Genomic DNA, 7,754 nt, shown 5'->3' on the forward strand with positions numbered 1-7,754 from the left:
CGGCAGCCATAGGGCCTCTGACAGTGGGCGACAATAGCGCCCAGTATGCACACCATATTTCCCACCTTGGATGCCTGGCTGGCTTATTGCGAGCGCCTGCATCCCCAGAACATCGCCCTGGGTCTGGATCGCGTGCGTGAAGTCGCACAGCGCATGGGCCTGCAATTCGACTGCCCCGTCATCACGGTGGCCGGCACCAATGGCAAGGGTTCGACCTGCGCCATGCTGGAGGCCGTGGCCCTGCAGTCCGGCTATCGCCCCGGTGTCTATACCTCGCCGCATCTGGTTCATTTTGAAGAGCGCTGCCGTGTGGGCGGCGAGATCGTCAAGGCCGAGGAGCTGATCCCGCATTTTGAAGCGGTGGAGCAGGCCAGGGTCAAGGATGGCAAAGAGGTTGCACTCACTTACTTCGAGTTCACCACGCTGGCGATATTGCGCCTGATGAGTCTGTCCAGGCTGGATGTGGCGATTCTGGAAGTGGGTCTGGGAGGCCGGCTCGATGCCACCAACATCATCGATGCCGACTGCGCCATCATCACCAGCATCGATCTCGATCACATGGAACTGTTGGGCCCCGATCGCGAAAGCATTGGCCGCGAAAAAGCCGGCATCATGCGTGCCGGTCGTCCCGTCATCGTCAGCGACCCCGTGCCGCCGCAAAGCGTGATCGATCATGCGGCCGAAATCGGAGCCGACCTCTGGCGCTTTGGCAAGGACTTCAACTACGACGGCGACAAGCAGCAGTGGGGCTGGGCCGGCCGTGGCCGCCGCTATGCGGGGCTGGCCTATCCGGCGCTGCGCGGAGCCAATCAGTTGATGAATGCTTCCGGCGTGCTGGCCGCCTATGAAGCCATTCGCGGCAAGCTGCCTGTGACGGCGCAGGCCGTGCGCACGGGCTTGTCCATGGTGGAGCTTCCCGGTCGCTTCCAGATCGTTCCCGGCCAGCCTACGCTGGTGCTGGATGTGGCGCACAACCCGCACTCGGTGGCGGCGCTCACGGCGAATCTCGATGCCATGGGCTACTTCCCGACCACGCATGCTGTATTCGGTGCCATGGCCGACAAGGACTGGGAGCCCATGCTCACCAAGGTGGGTCCGCTGGTCGATCGCTGGTATTTCACCGATCTGCCCACGCCGCGTGCGGATTCTGCAGAAAACCTCAAGGCCAAGCTGCAGCAGTTGCAGGCCCAGGGCGTGATCCGCAAAGATGTGAGCATGCAGACCTTTGCCAATCCCCAGCAGGCCCTGGATGCCGCAGTCGCGGCAACGGAGGCGGCTGATAGAATCGTGGTCTTTGGATCGTTCTTCACCGTGGGCGGAGTGTTGCAAAACGGCACGCCTCGTCTGAACGCCAAACACCTGGCTCACTGAGTCAGCGGCCTGCCGCCCCGGCTTTTGTCAGGTGGCAGGCCTCAACAAGTCCTCACTCATGGCATTTTTCAATTTCCGTTGGCCTGGCAAAAAAGACGAAGCCGAGTCCGTGGCCGGAGCCAAGCGCCCCAGCCGCTTGGCCCAGGGCGAAAGCGTGGAAGCCATGCGCCGCCGCGCACGTCATCGCCTCATCGGGGCGGCCGTGTTGGTGCTGATCGGTGTGGTGGGCTTCCCGCTGCTGTTCGATACGCAGCCACGTCCCATTCCGGTCAATATTCCGATTGAAATTCCCGATCAGGCCAACTCGGCTCCCGAGGTCGTGCCTGGCACCCAGGTGGCGAGCCAGACGGCTGCACCGTCAGGGCGTGTTGCTGCCAATGCTTCTCTGGATGATGGCGAAGAAGTGCTTGCCCCCTCGGCCAGGCCTGCAGCTCCTGCGGCGGCCGCTGTGGTGCCTGCTGCGCCGGTGGTCGGGGCTGCGGTCACTGCGGCTGCCGTCGGAACTGCCGCTGCGGTGGCATCTCAGGTCAAGCCCGAGCCCAAACCAGAGGTCAAACCTCAGCCCAAGCCGGAGCCCAAGCCGGAGCCCAAGCCGGAAGTAAAGCCAGAGCGCAAGCCGGAACCGAAGCCTGAAAAGCCCAAGGCCGAGGTCAAACCTGAGGTCAAGAAGCCGGAAGCCAAACCCGAGCCCAAGCACAAGCCGGACACGCCCAAGGCGGACGAGGCCGCTCGTGCCCGTGCACTGCTGGAGGGGCGCAGTACCTCGGAAGCGGCACCGGTCAAGGAGGCTGCAGCGACTAACGAGCGCTTTATCGTTCAGATCGGTGCCTTTGCCGAAGTCGGCAAGGCCAACGAAATCAAGGGCAAGCTGGGTGCCGGAGCCTTTACCCAGACCGTGGATACCAAGGACGGCAAGCGCACACGTGTTCGCATGGGGCCTTTCAAGAGCCGCGAAGAAGCCGAGAAGGCTGCCGCCAGGGCCAAGGCCCTGGGCTTGCCGGCATCGGTGTTCAAGGCTTGAGACCGGTTTTCCGGCAACGGTTTGATTGATGAGCACACTGGACTGGATTTTTGTGGTCGTTGTGCTGGGCTCCTTGTTGCTGGGGGCCTGGCGCGGTCTGGTCTATGAAGTCCTGTCCTTGCTGGGCTGGCTGGTGGCCTTCATGGTCGCGCGGACCTGGGCGCAAGAGGTGGCGGTATGGCTGCCGCTGGATGGTTGGGACATGCAACTGCGTTATGCGGCGGGCTTTGTGCTGCTGCTGGTGGGATCCATGTTTGCCTGGGGAGTGATCTCCTGGCTGTCCAAGCAGTTGATTGAGGCCGTGGGTCTGAGACCTGTGGATCGCACCCTGGGCGCATTGTTCGGTGTCTTGCGTGGTGGCCTGCTGCTGCTGGTGCTGGCTCTGGTGATCCAGTACACGCCGCTGCACAAGGCTTTGTGGTGGCAGGACTCGGTGCTGGCGCCCTGGTTGACCGAGGCGCTGGGCTGGGTGCTGCCGGCACTGCCGCAGGAGTGGGGGCAGTATCTGCCCAAGGCATCCTCTTGAAGCGAAGTTTTTTGCCGCAATTTACCTAAGGGTTGAAAGTGGCTAAGGCGCTTGCTGTAAAACGCAGTGGGTGCCGACGAGAGTTTGGTGTTGGCGTGATCCGCCATGCCGGATATCAAAGCGCAGGCTAGCCAATGGGTGGCGAAGCAGGCGAGTGTGGCGAAGGGCAACTTTCGCGAACAGATGGAACGCAACTATGTGTGGAATCGTTGGTGTGGTGAGCACCACACCCGTGAATCAGCTGATTTATGACGCTTTGCTGCTGCTGCAGCACCGTGGGCAGGATGCAGCCGGCATCGTGACCCAGCAGGAACGCAAGTTCTTCATGCACAAGGCCAAGGGCATGGTGAAGGATGTGTTCCGCACCCGCAATATGCGTGCTCTGCCCGGTGATGTGGGTCTGGGTCAGGTGCGTTATCCCACGGCGGGCAATGCCTCCAGCGAGGAAGAGGCTCAGCCCTTCTACGTGAATGCGCCCTTCGGCATCGTCATGGTGCACAACGGCAACCTCACCAATGCCAAGCAGCTGCGCCGCGAGCTGGCGGATACCGACCATCGCCACACCAACACCGAAAGCGACTCCGAGGTCCTGCTCAACGTGCTGGCGCACGAGATCGGTCGCGCCTCCAGCGGCGCTCCGCTGCAGAGCGAGGAAATCTTCAAGGCCGTGCGTGCGGTGCACAAGCGCATCAAGGGCTCTTACGCCGTGATCGCGCTGATCGCCGGCTACGGCCTGCTGGCCTTCCGCGATCCCTTTGGCATTCGTCCGCTGTGCATGGGCCGCGGCAATGATGGCACCATCATGCTGGCCAGCGAGTCCGTGGCGCTGGAAGGTACAACCCATCAGTTCGAGCGCGACATTGCTCCCGGCGAAGCGATCTTTGTGCACAACGACGGCCGCGTCGAGAGCCAGCAATGCGCTGAAAAGACCCAGCTCAATCCCTGCGTGTTCGAGTATGTGTATCTGGCACGTCCCGACTCCACCATGGATGGCATTTCGGTCTATCAGGCTCGTCTGAACATGGGTGAGACGCTGGCCAAGCGCGTGATCTCCATGGTGCCGCCCAATGAAATCGATGCGGTGATTCCCATTCCCGAATCAAGCCGCCCCAGCGCCATGCAACTGGCACAGTTGCTGGGCAAGCCCTATCGCGAAGGTTTTGTGAAGAACCGCTATGTGGGCCGTACCTTCATCATGCCGGGCCAGGGTGCTCGCAAGAAGTCAGTGCGCCAGAAGCTCAATGCCATCAGCAGCGAGTTCAAGGGCCGCAATGTACTGCTGGTCGATGACTCCATCGTGCGCGGCACCACTTCCAAGGAAATCGTGCAGATGGCGCGCGATGCCGGTGCCAACAAGGTGTATCTGGCCTCGGCTGCGCCTCCCGTGCGTCACCCCAATGTGTATGGCATCGACATGCCCACTCGCTCCGAACTGGTCGCTCACGGCCGCACGGTCGAGGAAATTCGCCAGGTCATCGGCTGCGACGCCCTGATCTATCAGGACGTGGAAGCCATGAAGCAGGCCGTGGGCAAGATCAATGCCCAGGTGAGCGGTTTCGAGGCATCTTGTTTCGACGGCATCTACATCACCGGCGATATTTCCGATGAAGAGGTGACGGCGCTCAATGAGGGTCGCAACCGCGGCAGCGAAGAGGAGAGCGAAGACACTTCGCGCCTTTCCCTGCCGAATGCTCAGGAAAGCTGAGCGTTAAAGCGCAGCGAATGACCGAGTCGGAAAGGGTTGCTTAGGCAACCCTTTTCATTCGGGAGGACAATGGCAGAGCCGCGCGGTCGGTGTGCTCTTTAATAGTGAGCGCATGACGTATGTCCATAAAGCGTTTGAGTCTGATTTGACTCGGATTTTTTGGAATATGAGCAAGGCATATTCAAAGACCGGCATGGCGAGTGCCGCCGGTCAAGCTGGTAGAGCAGCATGCGTGCGGGCCTGATTGGCGGTCTGCAGCGGACTCATGACCGGTACCAACCATCTGGATTTGACGATTGTGACCAACAAGACATTACCCGAAGGTTTGCATCCTGAAACTCTGGCCGTGCGCGAAGCGGTCGAGCGCAGCCAGTGGGGCGAGCATTGCGAAGCCCTGTACATGACCAGCAGCTTTGTGCAGCCCGATGCGGCGACCGCAGCGCGCCGCTTTGCCAATGAAGAGCCGGGCTTCACCTATAGTCGCACCGGCAATCCCACGGTCACCAGCTTTGAAAAGCGTCTGGCGGCCATGGAAGGCACGGAATGTGCGGTCGCGACCTCCACCGGCATGTCGGCCATCTTGCTGGTGGCGCTGACGGCGCTCAAGACGGGCGATCACGTGATCTGTTCGCAGTCCATGTTCGGCTCCACCATCAAGCTGCTGGGAACCGAAATGGCACGCTTCGGTGTGGAAACCACGTTTGTCTCGCAGACCGATATCGAAGCCTGGAAGGCGGCCATCAAGCCCAACACGCGCATGTTGTTTGCCGAGACGCCCACCAACCCGCTGACCGATCTCTGCGACATCGCCGCACTGGCCGAGCTGGCGCACGCCAACAACGCGCTGCTGGCCGTGGACAACAGCTTCGCCACTCCCGTGCTGCAGCAGCCCGTGAAGTTCGGCGCCGACCTCGTCGTGCACTCGGGCACCAAGTTCCTCGACGGCCAGGGCCGCGTCATGGCTGGTGCGGTTTGCGGCACCATTGCCCTGGTGGACAAGGTCATGGGCACTTTCTTGCGCAGCGGTGGTCTGAACATCGCTCCCTACAACGCCTGGACGGTGATGAAGGGCCTGGAAACCCTGGCTTTGCGCGTCAAGGCGCAAAGCGCTGCGGCGCTGGAGTTTGCCGCCTGGCTGGAAGCCCATCCCAAGGTGGCGCGTGTGTACTACCCGGGCCTCAAGAGCCATCCTCAGCATGAGCTGGCCATGCGCCAGCAAAACGGCATGGGCGGTGCCGTGCTGGCCTTCGACGTGGTGGGCGAGGGTGCCGAGCAGCTGCGTGCCAATGCCTTCCATGTGGTGGACAGCACGCGTCTGTGCTCGATCACGGCCAACCTCGGCGATGTGAAGACCACCATCACCCATCCGGCCAGCACCTCGCATGGTCGTCTGACCGAGGACCAGCGTCAGGCTGCCGGAGTGGGCCAGGGTCTGATTCGTATTTCCGTGGGCCTTGAGCATCTGGAAGACCTCAAGGTCGACCTGACTCGCGGACTGGATACGCTGTGAAACACCCCCTTGAGTCGCTTCGCGCCTTCCCCCGTAAGGGGGCTATGCCTGCGCTGAGAGGTGGCTCTTGCTCGGCATCTCTGGCCGAGACTGCGTGCGTGTCAAGCGCCGCAGCCTTGGCACGGGGAATGTCGTACAAGGATTTCTGATATGACAAACAACAAAATTCGCACCCGCTTTGCCCCTTCGCCCACGGGCTTCATCCATCTGGGCAATATTCGCTCGGCCCTCTACCCCTGGGCTTTTGCGCGCGCCAATGGCGGTGACTTCGTGCTGCGCATCGAAGACACCGATCTGGAGCGCTCCACTCAGGCTTCCGTGGACGTGATCCTGGAAGGCATGGAATGGCTGCAACTGGATCACGATGAAGGTCCGTTCTACCAGATGCAGCGCATGGATCGCTACAAGCAGGTGCTGGCGACCTTGCAGGAAAAAGGCTATGTCTACCCCTGCTATATGAGCATGGAGGAACTGGACGCGCTGCGTGAAAAGCAGATGGCTGCCAAGGAAAAGCCGCGCTACGACGGCACATGGCGTCCCGAGGAGGGCAAGGTCCTGCCCGCGATTCCCGAAGGCGTGAAGCCCGTGCTGCGCTTCAAGACTCCGCAAACCGGTGTGGTGGGCTGGGACGACAAGTGCAAGGGCCGTATCGAGTTCCAGAACTCCGAGCTCGACGATCTGGTGATTGCCCGACCCGACGGCACGCCCACGTACAACTTCTGCGTCTGCGTGGACGACATGGACATGAACATCACCCATGTCATCCGTGGCGACGACCATGTGAACAACACGCCGCGCCAGATCCACATCTTTGAAGCGCTGGGTGCCACCGTGCCTACCTTTGCCCACCTGCCCACCGTGCTCAACGAGCAAGGCGAAAAGATGAGCAAGCGCAACGGCGCCAAGGCCGTGACCCAGTACCGCGATGAGGGCTATCTGCCAGATGCCATGGTGAACTATCTGGCCCGCCTGGGCTGGAGCCACGGCGACGACGAAATCTTCAGTCGCGCCCAGTTCCTGGAGTGGTTCAACCTGGATCACCTGGGCCGCAGTGCTGGCCAGTTTGACGAAGCCAAGCTGCGCTGGGTCAATGCCCAGCATCTGAAGGCCATGGATGACGCCGAGCTGGCTCAACTGGTCAAGCCCTTTGTCGTCAAGGTGGGTGTGGCCGAGAGCCTGATCGACGCCGATGACCGTCTGGTGCGTATTGCTGCCTTGTTCAAGGATCGTTGCGAGACCTTGGTGGATCTGGCCAACTGGGCCAAGGTCTTCTATGTGGACAGCGTGGAGCGCAATGCGGAAGACTACGCCAAACATGTAACCGAGGCGGCCAACCCCGTGCTGGATGCATTTGCTGCTGTGGTGGAAAACGTGGAATGGACCAAGGAAGCCATTGCGGCTGCGATCAAGGAGCTGCTCAAGGCGCAGGGCGTGAAGATGCCCGTGCTGGCCATGCCCGTACGTGTTCTGACCGTGGGCACGGCCCATACTCCCTCGGTCGATGCGGTGCTGGAATTGCTCGGACGTGAAAAAGTTATCGCGCGTTTGAAAAAACGCTAAAAACCTGTCTATAATTCGAGTCTCTGCAAAACGCGACTGATTAAAAGGTTGTCTTGCAGAG

General features: G+C 61.2%; 6 protein-coding genes. All 6 read left to right on the forward strand.

Going from position 1 to position 7,754, the window contains the following annotated elements; translation table 11 throughout:
- The first annotated feature begins 45 nt into the window (after positions 1 to 45).
- The 6 genes from folC to gltX all read left to right on the forward strand — a co-directional run bounded on the left by folC (position 46) and on the right by gltX (position 7,693).
- On the forward strand, positions 46 to 1,371 hold the full coding sequence (gene folC, locus AAIL67_RS16850; protein WP_343484423.1) for a bifunctional tetrahydrofolate synthase/dihydrofolate synthase: 1,326 nt from the start codon (positions 46 to 48) through the stop codon (positions 1,369 to 1,371).
- Between the two features lie 58 nt (positions 1,372 to 1,429).
- Positions 1,430 to 2,392 (forward strand): SPOR domain-containing protein, encoded by a 963-nt coding sequence (locus AAIL67_RS16855; RefSeq protein ID WP_063664553.1) that lies wholly within the window; start codon positions 1,430 to 1,432, stop codon positions 2,390 to 2,392.
- Between the two features lie 28 nt (positions 2,393 to 2,420).
- Positions 2,421 to 2,918, forward strand: coding sequence for a CvpA family protein (locus AAIL67_RS16860; protein ID WP_034378551.1), 498 nt, complete (start codon positions 2,421 to 2,423; stop codon positions 2,916 to 2,918).
- Positions 2,919 to 3,114: 196 nt separating this feature from the next.
- Complete coding sequence (gene purF, locus AAIL67_RS16865) at positions 3,115 to 4,623, forward strand: amidophosphoribosyltransferase (RefSeq protein ID WP_003061095.1); 1,509 nt, start codon at positions 3,115 to 3,117, stop codon at positions 4,621 to 4,623.
- Positions 4,624 to 4,921: 298 nt separating this feature from the next.
- On the forward strand, positions 4,922 to 6,133 hold the full coding sequence (locus AAIL67_RS16870) for an O-succinylhomoserine sulfhydrylase (protein WP_034393977.1): 1,212 nt from the start codon (positions 4,922 to 4,924) through the stop codon (positions 6,131 to 6,133).
- A gap of 150 nt (positions 6,134 to 6,283) precedes the next feature.
- Positions 6,284 to 7,693: a glutamate--tRNA ligase gene (gltX, locus tag AAIL67_RS16875; RefSeq protein WP_034378553.1), complete on the forward strand. Its 1,410-nt coding sequence runs from the start codon at positions 6,284 to 6,286 to the stop codon at positions 7,691 to 7,693.
- Positions 7,694 to 7,754: the final 61 nt, after the last annotated feature.

Origin of the sequence: Comamonas sp. A7-5, assembly GCF_039581385.1 — a bacterium.
In the GTDB taxonomy this organism is placed as follows: Bacteria; Pseudomonadota; Gammaproteobacteria; order Burkholderiales; family Burkholderiaceae_C; genus Comamonas; species Comamonas thiooxydans.